Genomic DNA, 19,637 nt, shown 5'->3' with positions numbered 1-19,637 from the left:
GGCGGCCGCGTCGCAGCGGGCGAGGCGCTGGGCGTTACTGGTCGAGGATACGGTTGTCGCGGCCGCTGTCGTCGACCTGGGCCGTGCCGCTGCGCTGGACGATGGCGTTGTCGTTGCCCTGCAGGGCGATGGCGCCGATCGCGCTGGCCTGCAACTGGTTCTGGTCGCCCGACACCTCCAGCGTGGCGATGCGCGCCATCTGCAGGCGGCCGTGGCGGCCGAACAGCGCGACCTGGCCGGCGTCGCCGTGCACCGTCACCTGCGCGTTGTCGCCGAGCACGCGCAGGGTGTCGGCCCGTTCGATCTGCAGGTTGCCGTTGCGGCCAAACAGGCTGACGGTGGCGCAGTGCCCGTGCAGCACCAGGGTGGCGTCGCGGCCGACGATGTTCAGGTCGCGGCCGTCGCAGTCGATGTCGCCGCTGGCCGAGGCGGCCATGCGGATCGGCGCCTCGGCGTCGCGCTCGTCGCCATCGGCAATGTCGCCGGCCGACGGCGTCGCCGCGATCGGCGGCGCGGCCTGCATGACCACGGTGCGCGGGGCGGCGGTGTGCGCGCCATCGCCGGCCGGCGGGCGTGGCGCCTGCGCGCAGCCGGCCAGGGCCAGCAGCGGCAGCACAAACAACGGGGTGCGTTTCATCGCGGGGCTCTGCTGTGAGTCACCAGCATGCCCCTGGCCGATTAACCCAGGATGGACGGGACGCGGCTCAGATGTCGCGCGCCAGCCGTTCGGCCAGGCCGACGTAGCCGCCCGGGGTCAGCTCGCGCAGGCGCTGCTTGGCATCCTCGGGCAGGTCCAGGGTCTCGACGAAGGCGCGCATCGAGTCGGCGGTGATGCCCTGGCCGCGGGTCAGCGCCTTGAGCTGCTCGTAGGGGTTGGGCAGGCCATGGCGGCGCATCACCGTCTGCACGGCTTCGGCCAGCACTTCCCAGGCCGCGTCCAGGTCGGCGTCCAGGCGCTCAGGGTTCACGGTCAGCTTGCCCAGGCCCTTGGCCAGCGAGTCCAGCGCCACCTGGGTGTGGCCGAAGGCGGTGCCGAGCGCGCGCAGCACGGTGGAGTCGGTGAGGTCGCGCTGCCAGCGGCTGATCGGCAGCTTGGCCGAGAAGTGCTCGAACAGGGCGTTGGCGATGCCGAAGTTGCCTTCGGCGTTCTCGAAGTCGATGGGGTTGACCTTGTGCGGCATGGTCGAGGAGCCGACTTCGCCTTCCTTGAGCTTCTGCTTGAAGTAGCCCAGCGAGATGTAGCCCCAGATGTCGCGCGCCAGGTCGATCAGCACGGTGTTGGCGCGGCGGGTGGCGTCGCCCAGTTCGGCGACGTTGTCGTGCGGCTCGATCTGGGTGGTGTAGGGGTTGAACACCAGGCCCAGGCTTTCCACGAAGCGCTGCGCGAAGCCCGGCCAGTCGACGTCGGGGTAGCTGGCGACGTGGGCATTGTAGTTGCCGACCGCGCCGTTGATCTTGCCGGTCAGCTCGACCGCGGCGACCTGCCGGCGCTGGCGCTCGAGGCGGGCGACCACGTTGGCGATCTCCTTGCCCAGGGTGGTCGGCGAGGCAGTCTGGCCGTGGGTGCGCGAGAGCATCGGCTGTGCGGCCTGCGCATGGGCCAGGGCGCGCAGCGTCGCGATCACCGCGTCCAGGGTCGGCAGCAGCACCTCGCGCCGGGCCTGCTCCAGCATCAGCCCGTAGCTGAGGTTGTTGATGTCCTCGCTGGTGCAGGCGAAATGCACGAACTCCAGGGCCGGGCCGAGTTCGGCGTCGTCCTTGAGCTGCTCCTTGATGAAGTACTCCACCGCCTTGACGTCGTGGTTGGTGGTGCGCTCGATCTGCTTGACCCGCGCCGCGTGCTCCACGCCGAAGCCCTCGGCCAGCGCGCGCAGGCGCTGCGCGGCCGCCGGCGAGAACGCGGCCAGCTCGCCGATGCCCGGCTCGGCGCCCAGCGCCAGCAGCCATTCGATCTCCACCTTCACCCGCGCCTTGATCAGGCCGTATTCGGAGAAGATCGGCCGCAGGGCGTCGACCTTGCCGGCATAGCGGCCATCGAGCGGGGACAGGGCGAGCAGGGCGGAATCGGACATGGCGGGGCGTGGGGTGGTGTCGGCGGGGGCGCCATTCTACGTCGGCGCGGCCTCGGCCGGCGCCAGGCGGACGGTCACCGCCTGGATGCGGTGACCGGCCATGCGCTTGACCGTGAACAGGTGCCCGTCGATCTCCAGCCGCTCGCCTTCCTCGGGCAGGCGCTGCAACTGGTGCACGATCAGCCCGCCCACCGAGTTGAGGTGCTCCGGCGCGCGCAGGTCGCGACCGAGCAGGCGTTCGAGGCGGAAGATCGAGGTCGAGCCGGCCACCAGCACGCTGCCGTCGGCGCCGCGGGTCGGCGCGTCCTTGACCACGTGCGGGTGCTCGTCCTCGATATCGCCGACCACCACTTCCAGCAGGTCTTCCAGAGTGAAATAGCCGAGGATGCGGCCGTGCTCGTCCACGCACAGCGCCATGTGCGTGGCGCCGGTGCGGAAGCGCTCCAGCACCAGCGGCACCGGCGTCTCCAGGGCGATCAGGTTGGCCGGGCGCAGCAGCGGGCGCAGGTCGTCGCTGCGGCGGCCGCGGGCGATCTCCACCAGCAGGTCCTTCATGTGCAGGATACCCAGCACCTGCTCGCCGTCGCGGTCGAACCACGGATAGCGGCTGTAGCGGCTGTCGGCGAACTCGGCCATCACCGCCTCCAGCGGCATGCCCTCGCGCAACGCACTCAGGTGGTCGCGTGCGCGCATCAGATCGCCCGCCACCAGTTCCGGCAGCTCCAGCGCGTGGCTCATCAGGGTCAGTTCGTGGTCGGGCGCACCGCCGGCGGGGTGCTGGCGGCCGACGATCAGCTTCAGTTCCTCGCGCGAATAGCGGTGCGAGGCATGCTCGACCTCGCCCCAGCCCACGGCCTTCAGCAAGCCGTTGGCGCTGGTGTTGAGCAGCCAGATCGCCGGATACATCGCCCAGTAGAACAGGTACAGCGGCGCCGCGGTCCACAGCGACATGCGCTCCGGGCGGCGGATCGCCATCGACTTGGGCGCGAGTTCGCCGAGCACGATATGCAGGAACGAGATGACGCTGAAGGCGATGACGAAGGCGCTCAGGCGCGCCGCCTCTTCGCTCAGCCCCAGCAGGTCGAACAGCGGCTGCAGCAGGTGCGCGAAGGCCGGCTCGCCGACCCAGCCCAGGCCCAGCGAGGACAGGGTGATGCCGAGTTGGCAGGCCGACAGGTAGGCGTCGAGGTGGCCGTGCACGTTGAGCAGCAGGCGCCCGCGCCAGCCGTGATGCTCGGCCAGCCCCACCGCCTGGGTGTGGCGCAGCTTGACCAGGGCGAACTCGGCGGCGACGAAGAAGCCGTTGAGCAGCACCAGCAGCATCGCCAGCGCCAACAGCAGGAGGTTGCCGATCATGTGCGTTCCCCGGCGCGCGTCGCTGGGGCGTCAGAGCGCCAGGCGGGCAGGATGGAAACGGCGGGGAGGGTGGCCCGGCGCAGCATGCGCCGGCATCTACAGTCTGAATCGTCGCCCATGGCGGCGTGGAAGTTCCATCGGTGATACGTCATCGGAGTCTAGCCGATGCGCCGCGATGGCGGCGCCCGCACGCGCCGTCTCGCGCATTCGGTCACAAGGCAGCGCAGCGACATGCACCATGGATCGGCACGCAGAACCGCTGTTACCAATCCCCAATCCCCACTCCCGAATCCCCGCACTCAGCCATCACGCCACGACGATCTTTTCGTTTGCTAGACTTTCTGTAACCGTTTTCAACCTCGCTATTTCCCCATGACATCTTCTTTGCGTCTTGCGACGCTGGCCGCCGCTGTGTCCGTTTTCCTCACCGCCTGTGGCGGCAAGCCCTCGGCCACGCCCACCGACACCGATGCCAGCCATGCTCCCGCAGACGCCGCCGCCGACGAAGCGGACCAGGCCTTGACCCGCAAGCTCAACGCCTACATCGAGTGCTTCAACAAGGTCGACGGGTCCATCCACGAAGGCGCGCAGCAATATATCGGCTGGATGGCCGACCCCAAGGCCGGCCCCACCGGCAAGGAAACCAGGGTGTACGGGCCCGCCCCGATCGACGAGTACGCCATGAAGCAGTGCGACGCGCCGATGACCGAGGCGATCGCGGCCAAGCCGGCGTTGCCGGCGCTGGATGCGGCGGCCAAGCGCTATCTGGCCGCATTGAAGACGCTGCAGCCGCTGGCCAACCAGGCCCGCGACTACTACGACCGCGAGGACTACCAGGACGATCAGTTCGCCAAGGGCAAGCAACTGCATGCGCCGCTGATGGCCGCGCTGTCCGAATTCCACGAGGCCAGTGACGCCTTCAGCCACGAACTGGAGGCGCAGAACGACGCCGCGCAGCGCGAGCAGTTGAAGGCGATGGAGAAGGCCGAGGGCCGTACCCGCGACTTCTACCGGCTGTCGATGATGCTCGAGGCCAAGGACATCGTCGGGCTGATGCATAACGACGACTTCGACACCGCCAAGGCCACGGCGCTGGTGGCCGATTTCAACCGCCTGTCCGACGAGGCGCACGCCAAGGTCGCCAACCAGGAGCCGGGCAAGTCCGACTGGAGCGGTTTCGAAACCGCCGCCGAGAACTTCCGCAAGGAATCCAAGGCGCGGATCAAGCGGGTGGCGGAAAAGATTCCTTACAGCGCATTCGAGCAGCGCGCGCTGGACAACCCGATCGTCGCGCCGGAAGGCTCGCCGGCACGCTTGATGAAGAGCTACAACGACCTCGTGTTCCAGAGCAACCGGCAGCGCTGAGCGTGCGGGCCGGCGGCGCAATGCCGCCGGTCCCGCCGCCGCGGTCGCCGTGGCCGCCCTGCGTGCCATGGCGTCTTGCCGGCGCTTCGGCCGGCCACTGCGTACCGTCGACAGGCATCGCGTCGACCGCCTGCATCCGCCGATCACCGCGCTCGCGCGCCTGGCACGCCTCCAGACATTCCTAACATCCGCCGGCGCACACTGCTGACGCCGGGCGCTGCGCCGCGGATAATGCGTGCGCCAGCCGCCATCCCGCCAGCCTGCCTCCCCGGACGTCCGACGACGGTGCCGATGGATTCCTTTTTGCAGATGCGGAGATTGCGCGATGAGTGACACATTCAGGGTCGAACACGACAGCATGGGCGAACTGCAGGTGCCTGCAGAGGCCTTGTGGGGAGCGCAGACCCAGCGTGCGGTGCAGAACTTTCCGGTGTCCGGGCGCCCGATGCCGCGCGGCTTCATCCGCGCGCTGGGCCTGATCAAGGCCGCCGCGGCCGGGGTCAACGCCGACCTGGACCTGCTGCCGAAGGCGGTCGCCAAGGCGATCCACGCCGCGGCGCTGGAGGTGGCCGACGGCCGCCACGACGCGCACTTCCCGATCGACATCTACCAGACCGGGTCGGGCACCTCGTCGAACATGAACGCCAACGAGGTCATCGCCACGCTGGCCAATCGCAGCGCCAAGGCCGAGGGCAAGAACGGCAGCAAGGCGCTGCCGACGGTGCATCCCAACGACCACGTCAACCTCGGCCAGAGTTCCAACGACGTGGTGCCGACCGCGATCCGCGTCGCTGCGTTGCTCGCTGCGCGCGAGCACCTGCTGCCCGCGCTCAAGCACCTGCGCAAGACCATCGACAAACGCGCCAAGCAACTGCACGGCGTGGTCAAGACCGGGCGCACCCATCTGATGGACGCGATGCCGCTGACCTTCGGCCAGGAATTCGGCGCCTGGTCGGCGCAACTGGTGTCGGCGCAGGCGCGCATCGACGACAGCCTCAAGCGCCTGCGCCGGCTGCCGCTGGGCGGCACCGCCATCGGCACCGGCATCAACGCCGATCCGCGCTTCGGCGGCAAGGTCGCCAAGGCGCTGTCGGCACTGACCGACGTTACCTTCGAGAGCGCCGAGAACAAGTTCGAGGGCCTGGCCGCGCAGGACGATGCGGTGGAACTGTCCGGCCAGCTCAATGCGCTGGCGGTGGCGCTGATCAAGATCGCCAACGACCTGCGTTGGATGAATGCCGGGCCGCTGGCCGGCCTCGGCGAGATCGAATTGCCGGCGTTGCAGCCGGGCAGCTCGATCATGCCGGGCAAGGTCAATCCGGTGATTCCCGAAGCCACGGTGATGGCCTGTGCGCAGGTCATCGGCCACCACACCGCGATCACCGTGGCCGGGCAGACCGGCAACTTCCAGTTGAACGTGACCCTGCCGCTGATCGCCGCCAACCTGCTGGAGTCGATCCAGTTGCTGGGCAACGTGTCGGTGCTCCTGGCCGATTCGGCGATCGCCGGGCTCAAGGTGCGCGAGGAGCGGGTGCGCGAAGCGCTGGACCGCAACCCGATCCTGGTCACCGCCTTGAACCCGATCATCGGCTACGAAAAGGCCGCGGCGATCGCCAAGCGTGCCTACAAGGAGAACCGGCCGGTGCTGGAGGTGGCCAAGGAAGACAGCGGCCTCGGCGAGGACGAACTGCGCCGGTTGCTGGACCCGGCTGCGCTGACCGAAGGCGGTATTCATGCCGGTGCGGGGGGCGGTGGCTGAGCCGCGACGGAGCGCATGCTGGGGGTTGAACCTGGCAGCCGTCGGGACTGACGTCCCTCCCACATCGCGCCCAGACACCGCATCGCAAGCCCCTGTGTAGGAGCGGCTTCAGCCGCGATGGGCTTTACCGGGAAGGCCCATCGCGGCTGAAGCCGCTCCTACAGGAAGGCCTCCATCGTTACTGGAGGCGCTCTTGTGCCGGCACTTGCGCGCGCGAGCACGCCTCAGCGGCGCTCGGCCTGCAGATTGCCGAAGCTGTCGCGGTATGGCTGCAGCGAGGGAATGTCGCGCAACACCGCCGCCTGCGCTTCGGTGATCTCCGGGGTCGGCGCGAAGCCGACTGAGCGCATGTTCGGGTCCGGCGTCGCGGTCTCCAGGGTGCGCTGGCGCTGCATCTGCAGGTGCATGAACAACTGCTGCAGTTCGGTGCGCTGCGCGGGGGGCAGCGGCAGTTCGATGTCGTCGATGCGCAGGCTGCCATCGGGGCCGATGGTGGCGTTGGCGGCCGGGGCGCGACGCAGCATCACGTTCATGCTGTCCACCGCCACGCGCGGCTTGCTGCGCTCGGCGCGCGAGGAGGCGGTCTCGCCGCCGCGTCCGCCGCAGGCGGCGAGCAGCAGGCACAGCGACAGCAGCGAGAACCAGGCGAACAGCGTCTTCTTCATGGCGGCGATGGAGCGGGGGAATGCCACCCATTCTAGAGCGTGTGGGCGCGGCGCGGCGTGCGGCCGCATGTCGCAGGGACCATCCGAGCGCTCGCCGCAGGCCATGCAGGGCCGGCCCGGCACGCGCGCGCGCACCGGGTCGGCGTGGCGGCCTTACGCCGCCGAGTGCTTGCAGTCGCGCACGTCGCTGTCTTCCAGCGTGGAATACGGACGGAACGCCGGCACCTTTTCCATCAGCGCATCCTGCGCGGCGCGCAGCGCGGCGACCTGGTCGCAGATTTTCAGCGCGGCCTGCTTGATCTTGTCGGCCTGCGCCTCGACCCGCTCGCCGATATGGTCGGTGTCGCCGCTGAGCACGCCGCTGATCGCATCGCCGGCCGCTTTGACGCCCAGCGCCGCACCGGCCTTGCCGACCTCCACGCCTTGCTTGCCCACCGCTTCGATCTGGCTGCGGTAGGCCAGCAGCAGGCGCTGCTGCTCGGCGTCCAGGGCGACCGGCTTGCCGTCGATCAACAGCTTGCCGTCGCGGGTGATGGTGGCCGGCGGCTGGCCATTGGCCTTCAGGGTGAGGTCGCCGTTGAGGAAGGTCAGGCTTTGCGCGCCGCCGTGATCGACCACGACGCGGTCGTTCGACGAGGCCGAGCGCTGGCAGGCGCTGAGCGAGAACAGCACGGCCAGGGCGACACCGGCCAGGGACAGGGAACGGAATTGCATGGGCGTGTCCTCGTGCGGAAGGGAGAAAGTGGCGCGTCGGATCAGCGCGGTTTGGGCAGGTTGATGCTGCCGCGCACGCCGTGGTGGGTGACGTCGCCGCTGCCGACCTTCTGCACGCTCAGGTTGCCGCCGACGGTGCCGACATCCAGGTCGCCGGAACCCACGGTCTGCACCGCGACGCTGCCGCTGACATCGCGCAGTTGCACGTCGCCGGAGCCGACGCTGTCGACCTGCACGCTGCCGCGCACCCCGTGCACGGTCAGGTCGCCGGAGCCGACCGTGCCGACCTTGACGTCGCCGCCGACCTGATCGGCCTTGACGTCGCCCGAGCCCAGCGTCGGCAGGGCCACGCTGCCGACATTGCGCAGTTCGATGTCGCCGGAGCCGACCGTGGCGCTGACCGCACCGCGGATGTTCTGCGCATGCAGGTCGCCGGAGCCGATCTTGGCGTCGAGGGAGGCCACGCCGCTGATCTCGGCATCGCCCGAGCCCAGTTGCAGCTGTACCGGCAGGTTGGCCGGGATGCTGCCGGCGACGTTGAGATAGGCGTAGCGGTTGCCGACGCTGATGCCGTGGATCTTGCCCTCGTGCTTCAGCGTCACCACCAGAGTGTCGCCGTCGTGACGCTGGCGCAGGGTCAGCTCTTTGAGCATGTCCGCGTCGGAGGCGCAGGCGCGGCCGCGCAGGGTGGAGTCGCCGCCGCTGGCGCCGGTGAGCTTGAGGTCGTTCTGCTGCACGTCCAGCAGCACCGACTTGACGCCGGCCAGGTCCAGCTTCAGTTCGCGCGGTTCGGAATACTTGCAGTCGTCGGCCATGGCGACGGCCGGCAGCGACAGCAGGGCACACAGGGCGAGGGTCTTGTGCATCGGGAAACTCCTTGCGGAAAAGGGAAGGGAGGCGGCGTTGCGATCAGGCTTCGTCGCGCCAGCGGCGCACGTAGATCGCCGCGACGATGAAGGCCACGCCGACCGCGGCGCCGATCCACAGGTCGGCATCGCGGAACAGCACCCAGGTGTCGCCGAGATGGATCGCGTTGACCAGGTCCTGCGGACCGCTGATGTGGGTTTCGGCCACCTGTTCGTTCAGCACCGGACCCCAGCTGCCCGGCAGCACGCTGAGCAGGCCGCGATAGACCACGGTGTACCAGATCAGGTTGTGGTTGACGTTGAGCATCGGCAGGATGCCCATCATGCTGGCGGTCACGCAGCCCAGGATCGGGATCAGCACCGCCCACAGGAACGGCTTGCTGCGCGCCCAGGCCGAGCACAGCATCAGCCAGCCGATCGCCGGCAACGACCACAGCACCTGCACCGGCAGTGCGGCCAGGACCATGCCGATGATGCGCAGCGGGTGCGATTCGGTGAACACCGCGGTGCTCTGCGGGATGCCGTTGACCGACAGGGTCAGCGCGGTGACCACCCACAGCGCCAGGCCGATCAGCAGGCCGACGCCGATCGCCAGCAGCGGCGCCAGCAACAGCGCCCAGGCGGCCTTGGACAGCACGGTGCTGGTGTCCGACAGCGGCAGCGACTTCCAGAACAGCACGCTGCGGTCGCGACGGTCGTCGTACAGCGCGCCCAGCGCATAGAAGAACACCACGAAGCCGACCACGATGCAGGCCAGGACCACGCCGGCGAGCATGGTGCCGTCGCCGACCGCGCCGATGATCTGGTGGGCGTTCGCGGCCTGGCCATCCCACTGCACGTCGTTCAGGCGCGAGCTGCCGCCATGGTTGCGGCCGGCGATGCTGCCGATGATCGACAGCACCGTGTACAGCGTGGCGACGATGCCGCCGGTGATGACCGGCGCCCACAGGAAGCCGCCGCGGTGTTCCCAGAACTCGCGCTTGAGCAGCCACTTGAAGGTGGACAGGGGAGAAATTGTCTTGGCGGGAGCGTTCATGCGTAGGTGCCCTTCATGATGGCGACGAACAGGTCGGCCAGGCCGGGAGTGCGGGTTTCGCCGAGCGCAGCCAACTGCGCCTGCGGCACGCCGTCGTACAGGAACACCGACTTGCCGAACGGCAGGCCGCGTTCGTCGATCGGCTGCAGCGCGCGCGCCGCCTCGATGCGCTCGGCCGGCACCAGCAGTTCGGTGTAGCGGGTGGCCATGTGCTCCATGTCGGCGCTGAGCACGATGCGGCCGTCGCGGATGAACAGCACGTCGGTGAGGATGTGCTCGATCTCCTCCACCTGGTGGGTGGTGATGACGATGGTCTTCTGCTCGTCGAAATAGTCTTCCAGCAGGCGCTGGTAGAACTCCTTGCGGTACAGGATGTCCAGGCCCAGGGTCGGCTCGTCCAGCACCAGCAGGCGCGCGTCGATCGCCATCACCAGCGCCAGGTGCAACTGCACGATCATGCCCTTGGACATCTCGCGCACCCGCAGCTTGGGCGAGAGCTTGGTGTTGGCCAGGAAGCGCTCGCACTTGGCGCGATCGAAACGCGGATGCACGCCTGCGACGAAGTCGATCGCCTCGCTCACCCGCATCCAGCGCGGCAGCACCGCCACGTCGGCGATGAAGCACACCTCGTTCATCAGCGCGTCGCGCTGCTTGCGCGGGTCCATCCCCAGCACGCGCAGTTCGCCTTCCACGGCGGTCAGGCCCAGCACCGCCTTCAATGCGGTGGTCTTGCCGGCGCCGTTGGGGCCGATCAGGCCGACAATGCGACCGGGCGCGATGGTGAAGGACGCATCGGCCAGGGCCGGCTTGTGGTTGTAGGTCTTGCGCAACCCCTGCGCGTAGACGACGGATTCGGATGCGGCGACAGCGGCAGTCATGGCGTTTTCCCCGGTGGCAACAAGTCTTCCAATGTCAGGCCCAGGCGCTGGATGCGTTCCAGCACCAGGGGCCACTCTTCGTTGAGGAAGCGATCGCGTTCGCTGCCGCGCAGCTTATGCGCCGCTTCCTCGGTCATGAACATGCCCAGCCCGCGGCGCTTCTCGACCAGGGCCTCGTCGGCCAGTTCCTGGTAGGCGCGCGAGACGGTGATCGGGTTGAGCTGGTATTCGGCGGCCACCTGGCGCACCGAGGGCAGGGCGTCGCCGGGCTTGAGGATGCCGTCGAGCATCATCGCGATGACCCGGTCCTTCAGCTGGCGGTAGATCGGAGCGCCGTCGCTCCATTGGATATCGCTCATGGTCAGCTCCGTGGGCGCAGGGTGCGCGCGAAGGAGAAATAAGGCACGGACAGCGAGGCCCGCAGACGCCGCACCGCCGGGACGGTAGAAGGTGCGGCGCCGGCGGCGCTGTCGTCGTGCGGCGTGCTGGCGCCATAATCCAGCGGCCGTCCCTGGTGGCGTTGGGCGCCGATCCAGCTCGCGCAGAGCAGGGTGCCGACGATGACCAGGGCCGGAAGACTGCGCTGGAGGCGTTTGAGGTTCATCGTGGGACCTGCTCTGGGTGAGTGGTGTTGTATTTAACTATAACACCGTTACACGGCATGTCAACACGCTGCGGACCCAACTTCCGACCTAGTTGCCCGCGACTTCCCCTTTTCTCTGACGGTGCCTCATGAAATTTTCCAAGCGTCTGTTTTTCCTCGCGATCCTGGCCGCTGCCGGCACCGTCGGCAGTGCCTGGGCGGGCTCCTTGCTGGACCGGGACTACCGTCCGCTGGCCGGCAAGGACAAGGTGAACCTGAACAAGACCTACGGCGGCAAGGTGCTGCTGGTGGTCAACACCGCCAGCAAGTGCGGCTACACCCCGCAGTACGACGGCCTGGAGAAGCTGCAGCAGCAGTACGCGGCGCAGGGCTTCAGCGTGCTCGGCTTCCCGTCCAACGACTTCAAGGGCCAGGAGCCCGGATCGGAGAAGCAGATCCAGGAATTCTGCACGCTCACCTATGGGGTGAAGTTCCCGATGTTCGAGAAGGTGCATGTGATCGGCGACGACGCGACGCCGCTGTACAAGCAACTGACCCAGGCCACCGGCGTGGCGCCGGGCTGGAATTTCCACAAGTATCTGATCGCGCGCGACGGGCACGTGGTCGCGCAATTTCCGAGCAAGGTCACGCCCGACGATCCGGCCTTGCGCAGTGCCATCGAACGCGAACTGAAAGCGCAGCCGGCGTCGCACTGAAAGCGGGTCAACATCTCGGCCGCGCGTGCGACAATGCCGGTCTCCGCGCCACCCCGGCGCATCCAGTACACAGTTCACTTCCAGGGAAAGTAGCGAATGAAGATGGGAATGCGCGGCGCCGTGGCGTCGCTGGTGGTGGGGATGGCGATGGTCGCCGGTCATGCGTCCGCGCAGGCGCCGGCGGCCGGCAGCACGGCGACGACGCTGAGCACGGAAAAGCAGAAGGTCAGCTACGCGATCGGCATGGATGTGGCGCGCTCGTTCGAGCCCATCGCCCAGGACATCGACGTGGACGCGATGCAGCGCGCGATCGAGAACGCCTTCAAGCAGGGCAAGCCGCTGCTGTCCGATGAGCAGACCCAGGCCACCGATACCGCGCTGCGCACGCAGCTGGCCGCGCGCAACGGCCAGCCGGTGCCGGGCATGGCGCCGGGCACGCAGCCGCCGCCGGTGTCCAAGGAGAACGTGGGCCTGATGCTGGGCGACCGTGCGGTCGGTCCGTCGCTGGCGCGGATCCAGAACGACATCGATCTGCCGACGCTGATGGGCGCGGTGCGCACGGTGTTCGCCAAGGGCCAGACCGCGATGACCCAGGAGCAGGCGATGGCCACGCTGCAGGCCTTCGGTGCGTCCAAGCAGGCCGCGGTGGCGACCAAGAACAAGCAGGAAGGCAATGCCTTCCTGGCGCAGAACAAGAACCAGAAGGGCGTGATCACCACCCCGTCCGGCCTGCAGTACATGGTGCTGCGCGAAGGCAGCGGCCCGCGGCCCACCTCCACCAGCAAGGTGCGGGTGAACTACGAAGGCAAGCTGCTCGACGGCACCGTCTTCGACAGCTCGTACAAGAACGGCCAGCCGGCCGAGTTCGCGCTCAACCAGGTCGTGCCGGGCTGGAGCGAGGGCGTGGCGCTGATGCCGGTGGGATCCAAGTACCGCTTCTGGATTCCGTCCAACCTGGGCTACGGCCCGCAGGGAACGCCGGGCGGCCCGATCGGCCCGGATGCGATGTTGACCTTCGACGTGGAACTTTTGAACATCCTTCAATAACCGAAAGGAGATTACATGCGCGTAGCGATATTCGGCACCGGCTATGTCGGGCTCGTCACCGGAACCTGTCTGGCCGAAGTCGGCCACCACGTGGTGTGCGTAGACATCGACCAGGCCAAAGTGGATGGGCTCAACAAGGGCGTGGTCCCGATTTACGAGCCTGGCCTCTCGCCGATGGTCAAGGCCAACCACGCCGCACGGAGGCTGTTCTTCACCACCGATGCGGCCAGCGCCATCGCGCATGGGGATATCGTGTTCATCGCCGTCGGTACGCCGCCGGACGAGGACGGTAGCGCAGATCTGCAGTACGTCCTGGCAGTGGCCCGCACCATCGGCCAGCACATCCAGGGGCCGACCATCGTGGTCAACAAATCCACGGTGCCGGTGGGCACCGCGGACAAGGTGCGTGCGGCGATCGCCGCCGAGCTGGAAGCGCGCGGCGAAGCGATCGACTTCGACGTGGTCTCCAATCCGGAGTTCCTGAAGGAGGGCGATGCGGTCGCCGACTGCATGCGGCCGGACCGCATCGTCATCGGCAGCAGCAAGCCCGGCTCGGCCGCGCGCCTGCGTCGCCTGTACGCGCCGTTCAACCGCAACCACGACCGCATCGTGGAGATGGACGTGCGCTCGGCCGAACTGACCAAGTATGCGGCCAACGCGATGCTGGCGACCAAGATCAGTTTCATGAACGAGATCGCCAACATCGCCGAGCGCGTCGGCGCCGACGTGGAGAAGGTGCGCCAGGGCATCGGCTCGGATCCGCGTATCGGCTGGCACTTCATCTACCCGGGCGCCGGCTACGGCGGCTCGTGTTTCCCCAAGGACGTGCAGGCCCTGGCGCGCACCGCGCAGCAGTACGGTCACACGCCCAGACTGCTGGATGCGGTGGAGGCGGTCAACGAGGCGCAGAAGGGCCATCTGTACGAACTGATCCAGCGCCACTACGGCGCGGCGCAGTCGCTCAAGGGCAAGACCTTCGCGGTGTGGGGCCTGGCGTTCAAGCCCAACACCGACGACATGCGTGCCGCCTCCAGCCGTCGCCTGCTGGCGCAACTGTGGGAAGCGGGCGCAACGGTCCGCGCCTACGATCCGGAGGCGACCGACGAGGCCAAGCGCATCTTCGGCGAGCGCGACGATCTGCACTTCTGCGAGGATGCCTTCGATGCGCTGGAAGGCGCCGATGCGCTGGCAGTGGTCACCGAATGGAAGCAGTTCCGCAGCCCGGACTTCACCCGCATGAAGGAGCTGATCGGCGATGCGGTGGTGTTCGATGGCCGCAATCTCTACGATCCGCAGGAAATCGAGAGCTTCGGCCTGGCGTACTACGGCATCGGCCGCGGACGTTCGATCCATGCAGCATGATTTTTCCACCCAGGATCGGTTGCTGGAGAACCGCCTGATCGAGCTGGAAACGCGCCTCTCCTTCCAGGAGCAGGCGCTGGCGGAAATGAGCGATGCCCTGGCCGAAGCGCGGATCGAAAGCCAGCGCAACGCCGAGTTGCTGCGTCACCTGCTCGAGGATCTGGGCAAGGTGCGCAGCACGCTCTACGCCGACCCGGCCGACGAACCGCCGCCGCCGCATTACTGATCCCCCGAACCGACCGATGCCGTCCCGATGAGCGATACCCTCCGCGAGCAATTGCTGGGCCTGGGCTTCAAGCCTGCGCCGAAACCCGAACGCAAGGCCCCGCCTGCCGCGCCGCGGCCGCAGGGACGGCCGGGCCAGCGCCCGGCACCGGCGGGGGCGCGCGGCGAGCGCGCTCCCGGCGGCGCGCCCAATGCCGGCAAGCCCGGCAGCGGGCGTGGCCATCCGCACGGCAATGGCCACGGCAAGCCGCAGGGCGCGGCTGGCCAGCCGGCGCGGCCGCCGCGCAGCCGCGAGGACATCGATCTGGCCAAGGCCTACGCGATCCGCGCCCAGCGCGAGAAGGACGAGCGCATCGAAGCCGAGCGGCAGAAACAGGAAGAAGCGCGCCTGCGCCGTGAGGCGCGGGCCAAGCTCGACGAACTGCTCAAGGGCCAGGCGCTGAACCACGCCGAGGCCGACATCGCCCGCCATTTCCCCTATGGCGGCAAGATCAAGCGCATCTACGTCACCGCCGACCAGCTCAAGGCGCTCAACGCCGGCGAACTGGGCGTGCTGCAGCAGAACGGCCGCTATTTGCTGGTGACCGCGGCGCTGCTCGACCAGGCCGAAGCGATCTTCCCGGCGGCGGTCGCGCTGCGGGTCGACCCGAACGCGCCGGCCGAGGAAGACCCCTACGCGGACCCGAAGTACCAGATCCCCGACGATCTGGTCTGGTAAGCGTGGCGCTGCCAGGGACGGGCACGCAGGACGCCGGGCGTCTGCGCACGCCGCCGCACGCGGGCGGCTACCTGCCATACGTGGACGGGCTGCGCGCGATCGCGGTACTGGCGGTGATCGCCTACCACCTCGATGCGGCGTGGCTGCCGGGCGGGTTCGCCGGCGTGGACATGTTCTTCGTGATCTCCGGCTTCGTGGTCAGCGCCTCGCTGCAGCGCCTGCCGGCGGCCGGACAGTTGGGCGTGTTCGCGCAGTTCTACGCGCGGCGCATGCGCCGCATCGCGCCGGCACTGGTCGCGTGCCTGCTGGTCACGGCGTTGGCCAGCGGCCTGTTCATTCCCGAGTCTTGGCTCAGCGAGACCAGCGCCAAGACCGGGCGCATGGCCTTCGTCGGCCTCAGCAACTGGGTGCTGGCCGCGACCGGCAACGACTACTTCTCGCCTAAGGCCGAATTCAATCCGTACACCCACACCTGGTCGCTGGGCGTGGAGGAGCAGTTCTATCTGCTGTTCCCGCTGCTGTTCCTGGCCTGGAACCGCGGCGGCCGCGGCCGGGTCTGGTCGACGCTGCTGGTGGCGCTGGCCTCGGCTGCCTCGCTGGCGTTCGCCTGGTTGCGCAGTCGCGATGCCGGCGATGCGGCGGCGGCGTTCTACCTGACTACCGCACGCTTCTGGCAACTCGGCAGCGGCGTGCTGCTGTACCAGGTGCTGGCATTGCGCGGACGCTTCGACGCCGGCACGCAGGCGCCGCCGCCGGGCGCCTGGACCTGGCGCTCGCCGCTGCTGGCGGCGGCGCTGGGCGCGGTCGCGGTCGGCCTGTGGCGTGCGCGTCCCGGCCACTCGCCGTGGCCGGATGGGCTGTGGCCGGTGCTGGGCACGCTCGGTCTGCTGGCGTTGCTGCACGGTGCCCCCGCGGGCTGGACCCGCTGCGCGCTGGCCCATCGCGTGCCGGTGGCGATCGGCCGCGTGTCCTACTCGCTGTATCTGTGGCACTGGCCGGTGTTCGTGCTGCTGCGTTGGACCGTGGGCCTGGACTCGGCGTCGACCAGGGTCGCGGCGCTGCTGCTGGTGGCGGTACTGGCGCTGGCCTCGTACCGCTGGGTGGAACTACCGTGGCGGCATGGCCGGATCGGCCGCGCACGCACGCCGGCGCGGACCATCGTCGCCGGATTGGGGCTGGTGCTGCTCGCCGCCGGCATGCAGGCGCTGCTGCAGGACACCCAGCGTTACTACGGGCTGAGCACGGTCAGCCGGCATCCGCTGGATTGGTACGCGTATGCCAAGGGCCTGCGCCGGGAGTTCCCGCAGTGCACGCTGCAGACGCGCCAGGTGCCGGTGCAGGTGGGCAGCGCCAAGCTGTTCGAGCGCGGTGCCTGCACGCTGCACAACCGCGATGGCGGCCAGTTGTTCGTCGCCGGCGACTCGCATGCGCTGGCCTACAACGAACTGCTGCGGCGCTTCGCGTTGCAGAGCGGGGTGCCGGTGCGCCTGTACGGCGTCGGCGGTTGCCCGATCGTCGGCCTGCAGGCCTGGCAGGCCGGCAATCCCGGTTGCCAGGCCTACGAACGCAGCACCCTGGCCGACGTCGCCGCGCATGCGCGCGAGGGCGACGTGTTGTTCCTGCCCGCGCTGCGGGTGCTGCGGCTGGCCGACCAGGACCGCCTGTTCGACGAGACGGCGGTGATCGCCGAGCAGGAGGGCGCCGCCGCACAGGCCGCGCGCAGCGCGGGCGAAACGGCCGCGGTGGCGCTGTTGCAGCCGCTGGCGCAGCGCGGCGTGCGCATCGTCTTCGAGGCGCCCAAGCCGGTGCTGCGCGCGCCGCCGTACCGCTGTTCGGACTGGTTCAACCGCGGCAATCCGATCTGCGCGCACGGCATCCCGATCCCGCGCGCGACCATGGAGCGCTACCGCGCGCCGGTGCTGCAGAGCCTGCAGCGCATCGCCGCGCAACTGCCGCATGCCTCGGTGTGGGATCCGCTGCCGCTGCTGTGCGACGCGCAGCAGTGCAGCGGCCGCCGCGACGGGCGTCCGTTGTTCTTCGATGCCGATCACCTCAGCGGCTACGGCAATCGCGTGCTGCTGCCAGGCTTCACGTCCCATTTCGCTGCGATTCAGGCAAACTCGCCGCCGGTGCCCTGAGGCGCAGCCCTGCGCCTCCCGCGTCGCAAGGAGTTCGCGCATGCCCGTTCCACGTTTCGTCGCGCCGCGGCTATCGCCGGTCGTCCCGCCATCCGTTGCCTGTCGTCGGCCGCGGTTGCGCCGTCGAGGCGATGCGCTGTTGCGTGGGGCGCTGCTGCTGGCCGCCCATGCCGGTGCCGCCGGTGTCGCCTGCGCCGAGGACGCGCCCGCGTTCGACCGGCCCGGCATCGGCTTCGCCTCGACCACCCTGCAGCGCGGCCAGGTGGCCTGGGAGCAGGCGTTCTTCGACGGCAGCTACGACCGCGACGGCGACGTGCGCAGCACCGAGTACGTCGCCAACAGCCGCCTGCGGTTCGGCCTGAGCGCGAGCACCGAACTGCAGCTGGCGATCGACAGCCAGGTCTGGCAACGCGTGCGCGGCGGCGGGCAGGATCGGCGCGGGCACAGCGGTGGCGACGCCAGCGTCGGCATCAAGCAGGCGCTGCCGAGCGCCAGCGACGGCTTCACTTGGGCGCTGCTCGGCAGCGCCAGCCTGCCGGTCGGGCGCGCGCCGTACGGCGACGCCGGCCACCGCTACGACCTGGGCGTAAGCGCCGGCTGGGACCTGCCCGGGGGGCGCAGCCTGGCGCTGTACGGCAATGTCAGCGACAGCGAGGACGGCTCCGGCTGGAGCGTGTCGCCGAGCTATACCTTCTACGCCGGAGACACCCTGAGCGCCTACGTCGAGGCCGGCATCGGCGGCGGCGAGGACGACATGCGCGCGCTCGGCAGCGGCGTCACCTGGCTGTTCGCCAAGCGTGTGCAACTGGATGTGTCGGTGCTGCGCGGCCTGTCGTCGCAGACCCCGGACTGGCAGGGCGGCCTCGGCATTTCGGTGTTGCTGCGCTGAGTCCGAGCCTCTCCCGTCGGGAGAGGGGTTGGGGTGAGGGTCGGCGCGAAGCGTCTGGTGGTGTTTGGGTTGACGTGGCTGCGCCCCGCACCCTCATCCGCCCCTTCGGGGCACCTTCCCCCGAAAAGGGGGCCATGGTCCCGAGGGGAGAAGGGAAAAGCCGAAGCCCTCTCCTGTCGGGAGAGGGGTCGGGGTGAGGGTCGGCGCGAAGCGTCTCGTGGCGCTGGAGTGCGCGAGATTCTTGTCCCTGCCGTCGCATGCCTACTCGCGCGCGGCCGTGCCATCGCCGGGCGGCAGGACCTCCGGGACGTGCTGGTCGTACTGCACCAGCACCTCCTCGAAACCGTAGCGCGGTCGCCAATCCAGCGCCTGCATCGCGTGCTGTGCCGAGTAGACGCGGTCGATCCGCTCCGGGAGCGTCCAGCCGCGTTGCTTGAATGCGTCCACCAACTCGGGTGCGCGACGTCGCAGGACCGCCGGCGCCGCGCGGTGCAGTTCGGCGCAATCCTCGCGCTGGAACGGCGTGGCGCCGGAAATCACGAACGTCGCGCTCGCCGGCCCGGCGTGCCGCAATGCCGCGGCATGGGCCTCGGCCACGTCGCGCGCGTCGATGCCGCGATGCAGGCGGAACGCGGCCATCACGTTGACCGGCTCCGGGAAGCAGCGCGACATGCGCAGGATGCGCACGCTCGGCCCGCCCTGGTCGGCGGCCTCGCGCAGCAGCGCCTCGGCCTCCAGCTTGGTGTGGTGGTAGATGGTCTGCGGCTGCGGCGCCAGTGTCTCGTCGACCCAGGCCGCGGTGCCCTCGGGCGTGGCGGCGCTGCCGTACAGCGCGGTGGTACTGGTGAACACGATGCGGCGCACGCCGGCCGCCGTGGCGGCATCCAGCACGCGGCGTGTGCCGTCGACGTTGACTTGGCGGAAGCGCGTCGCCGGTACATGCGCGACGTGCGGTGCATGAAGCGCGGCGGTGTGGATCACCGCGTCGGCGCCCTGCAGCGCCCGCGCCAGCAGCGCGGCATCGTCGAGGTCGCCGACCCAGTCGGCGGTGGAGCAGGGCGTGCGGTCGAGGCCGCTGACGCGGTGCTCGCGGGAGAGCCGGATGTGGATCGCGCGGCCGACCCGGCCGGCACTGCCGGTGACCACGATCTTCAGCGGGGACGCGATGGACATGGGCATCGGCGATGGGCGCGAAGGCGGTTGGGGAGTGCCGATGCAGGCGATGGTGCGCGCAGCGGCGGCGGGTCC

At 69.1% G+C, this 19,637-nt stretch carries 20 protein-coding genes; 9 read left to right on the top strand and 11 right to left on the bottom strand.

The window, feature by feature from the left end; translation table 11 throughout:
- Positions 1 to 34: 34 nt before the first annotated feature.
- The 3 genes from AC1PLR_RS11845 to AC1PLR_RS11835 all read right to left on the bottom strand — a co-directional run bounded on the left by AC1PLR_RS11845 (position 35) and on the right by AC1PLR_RS11835 (position 3,428).
- Positions 35 to 637, bottom strand: a complete 603-nt coding sequence (locus tag AC1PLR_RS11845; RefSeq protein ID WP_481101111.1) for a DUF3060 domain-containing protein — start codon at positions 635 to 637, stop codon at positions 35 to 37.
- A gap of 67 nt (positions 638 to 704) precedes the next feature.
- The gene (purB, locus tag AC1PLR_RS11840; RefSeq protein ID WP_481101110.1) at positions 705 to 2,072 is read right to left on the bottom strand and encodes an adenylosuccinate lyase; all 1,368 of its coding nucleotides are present in this window, start codon (positions 2,070 to 2,072) and stop codon (positions 705 to 707) included.
- Between the two features lie 36 nt (positions 2,073 to 2,108).
- Positions 2,109 to 3,428, bottom strand: coding sequence for a hemolysin family protein (locus tag AC1PLR_RS11835; protein ID WP_481101109.1), 1,320 nt, complete (start codon positions 3,426 to 3,428; stop codon positions 2,109 to 2,111).
- Between the two features lie 372 nt (positions 3,429 to 3,800).
- Here AC1PLR_RS11835 and AC1PLR_RS11830 point away from each other — a divergent pair, with 372 nt between their 5' ends.
- Together AC1PLR_RS11830 and AC1PLR_RS11825 are read left to right on the top strand one after the other, a co-directional pair.
- On the top strand, positions 3,801 to 4,793 hold the full coding sequence (locus AC1PLR_RS11830) for a YiiG family protein (RefSeq protein ID WP_481101108.1): 993 nt from the start codon (positions 3,801 to 3,803) through the stop codon (positions 4,791 to 4,793).
- Positions 4,794 to 5,118: 325 nt separating this feature from the next.
- Positions 5,119 to 6,552 (top strand): class II fumarate hydratase, encoded by a 1,434-nt coding sequence (locus AC1PLR_RS11825; protein WP_481101107.1) that lies wholly within the window; start codon positions 5,119 to 5,121, stop codon positions 6,550 to 6,552.
- A gap of 224 nt (positions 6,553 to 6,776) precedes the next feature.
- On the opposite strand, the gene AC1PLR_RS11820 is transcribed toward AC1PLR_RS11825, so the two are convergent.
- From AC1PLR_RS11820 to AC1PLR_RS11790, 7 genes are all read right to left on the bottom strand, one after another.
- Positions 6,777 to 7,217, bottom strand: a complete 441-nt coding sequence (locus AC1PLR_RS11820; protein ID WP_420009662.1) for a hypothetical protein — start codon at positions 7,215 to 7,217, stop codon at positions 6,777 to 6,779.
- A 153-nt stretch (positions 7,218 to 7,370) separates the two neighbouring features.
- Positions 7,371 to 7,931, bottom strand: a complete 561-nt coding sequence (locus AC1PLR_RS11815; RefSeq protein WP_010344234.1) for a DUF2884 family protein — start codon at positions 7,929 to 7,931, stop codon at positions 7,371 to 7,373.
- Positions 7,932 to 7,972: 41 nt separating this feature from the next.
- Positions 7,973 to 8,797, bottom strand: coding sequence for a DUF4097 family beta strand repeat-containing protein (locus tag AC1PLR_RS11810; RefSeq protein ID WP_010344233.1), 825 nt, complete (start codon positions 8,795 to 8,797; stop codon positions 7,973 to 7,975).
- A 43-nt stretch (positions 8,798 to 8,840) separates the two neighbouring features.
- On the bottom strand, positions 8,841 to 9,833 hold the full coding sequence (locus tag AC1PLR_RS11805) for an ABC transporter permease (protein ID WP_481101106.1): 993 nt from the start codon (positions 9,831 to 9,833) through the stop codon (positions 8,841 to 8,843).
- Entirely contained in the window at positions 9,830 to 10,711 is an 882-nt protein-coding gene (locus AC1PLR_RS11800) for an ABC transporter ATP-binding protein (protein WP_209031284.1), read from the bottom strand. The genes AC1PLR_RS11805 and AC1PLR_RS11800 overlap by 4 nt, the downstream gene beginning before the upstream one ends.
- Positions 10,708 to 11,070, bottom strand: a complete 363-nt coding sequence (locus AC1PLR_RS11795; protein WP_481101105.1) for a GntR family transcriptional regulator — start codon at positions 11,068 to 11,070, stop codon at positions 10,708 to 10,710. The genes AC1PLR_RS11800 and AC1PLR_RS11795 overlap by 4 nt, the downstream gene beginning before the upstream one ends.
- A gap of 2 nt (positions 11,071 to 11,072) precedes the next feature.
- Entirely contained in the window at positions 11,073 to 11,315 is a 243-nt protein-coding gene (locus AC1PLR_RS11790; RefSeq protein ID WP_010344229.1) for a hypothetical protein, read from the bottom strand.
- A 128-nt stretch (positions 11,316 to 11,443) separates the two neighbouring features.
- Between AC1PLR_RS11790 and AC1PLR_RS11785 the strand changes: the two genes are divergently transcribed.
- The 7 genes from AC1PLR_RS11785 (at position 11,444) to AC1PLR_RS11755 (ending at position 18,389) form a co-directional block, all read left to right on the top strand.
- On the top strand, positions 11,444 to 12,010 hold the full coding sequence (locus AC1PLR_RS11785) for a glutathione peroxidase (RefSeq protein WP_244667192.1): 567 nt from the start codon (positions 11,444 to 11,446) through the stop codon (positions 12,008 to 12,010).
- A 96-nt stretch (positions 12,011 to 12,106) separates the two neighbouring features.
- Positions 12,107 to 13,057: an FKBP-type peptidyl-prolyl cis-trans isomerase gene (locus AC1PLR_RS11780; protein WP_019799764.1), complete on the top strand. Its 951-nt coding sequence runs from the start codon at positions 12,107 to 12,109 to the stop codon at positions 13,055 to 13,057.
- A 15-nt stretch (positions 13,058 to 13,072) separates the two neighbouring features.
- On the top strand, positions 13,073 to 14,419 hold the full coding sequence (locus AC1PLR_RS11775) for a UDP-glucose dehydrogenase family protein (protein ID WP_481101104.1): 1,347 nt from the start codon (positions 13,073 to 13,075) through the stop codon (positions 14,417 to 14,419).
- A complete protein-coding gene (locus tag AC1PLR_RS11770; RefSeq protein ID WP_010344225.1) occupies positions 14,409 to 14,645 on the top strand; it encodes a SlyX family protein in 237 nt (78 codons plus the stop codon). Before AC1PLR_RS11775 ends, AC1PLR_RS11770 begins: the two co-directional genes overlap by 11 nt.
- Positions 14,646 to 14,672: 27 nt before the next feature.
- Positions 14,673 to 15,362 (top strand): DUF2058 domain-containing protein, encoded by a 690-nt coding sequence (locus AC1PLR_RS11765; RefSeq protein WP_481101103.1) that lies wholly within the window; start codon positions 14,673 to 14,675, stop codon positions 15,360 to 15,362.
- Positions 15,363 to 15,364: 2 nt separating this feature from the next.
- Positions 15,365 to 17,500, top strand: a complete 2,136-nt coding sequence (locus AC1PLR_RS11760) for an acyltransferase family protein (RefSeq protein WP_481101102.1) — start codon at positions 15,365 to 15,367, stop codon at positions 17,498 to 17,500.
- 40 nt (positions 17,501 to 17,540) lie between these two features.
- Positions 17,541 to 18,389, top strand: coding sequence for a transporter (locus AC1PLR_RS11755; RefSeq protein WP_481101101.1), 849 nt, complete (start codon positions 17,541 to 17,543; stop codon positions 18,387 to 18,389).
- Positions 18,390 to 18,650: 261 nt separating this feature from the next.
- On the opposite strand, the gene AC1PLR_RS11750 is transcribed toward AC1PLR_RS11755, so the two are convergent.
- A complete protein-coding gene (locus AC1PLR_RS11750) occupies positions 18,651 to 19,562 on the bottom strand; it encodes an NAD-dependent epimerase/dehydratase family protein (protein ID WP_481101100.1) in 912 nt (303 codons plus the stop codon).
- Between the last annotated feature and the right edge of the window lie 75 nt (positions 19,563 to 19,637).

It is taken from the genome of Xanthomonas sp. NCPPB 3570 (genome assembly GCF_056725115.1).
This window is presented reverse-complemented; position numbering and strand designations above follow the sequence as displayed.